At 36.2% G+C, this 555-nt stretch carries 1 pseudogene; it reads left to right on the forward strand.

The features are described from left to right. Positions 1 to 555: pseudogene (locus tag ACFIKU_RS10295) on the forward strand (damage-inducible protein); the annotation flags it as partial.

The raw sequence follows: 555 nt of genomic DNA on the forward strand, positions 1-555 counted from the left end.
ATGATAGTTATATCCGTGCCATTCGCTGGGCAAGCGACCGTATTGATAATGCTGGGATAATCGGCTTTGTTTCTGGTTCAAGCTATATAGAAAAGCCAACAATGGATAGTTTACGAAAATCTTTAGCCAAAGAATTTACGAGTATTTATGTACTTAATTTACGAGGTGATATCCGTAAAAATATGATGAATAAAAATAACGCTCAAGAAGGTGAGAATATTTTCGGCAATGGTAGTATGACGGGTATTGCGGTAACGCTATTTATCAAAAATCCCAATATTATTGGATCTTGTAAAATTTACTATCATGATATTGGTGATAATCTTTCCACTGAAAAAAAACTTGAGATGCTTCAATACCTTGGTAGTATTGGTGGTATTACACGTGAAGACGGTTGGAAAATAATTACACCAGACAAGCACGGTGATTGGATCAATCAACGTGATGAGAGTTTCGAAACATTCCTAGCTATAGGTGATAAGAAACCTCATAGCACAAAGCTCTTTGAGACTTATTCTCGTGGTATTATGACCAGTCGTGATCTTTGGGTTTATC

It is taken from the genome of Bartonella sp. CM120XJJH (assembly GCF_042194715.1).
In the GTDB taxonomy this organism is placed as follows: Bacteria; Pseudomonadota; Alphaproteobacteria; order Rhizobiales; family Rhizobiaceae; genus Bartonella.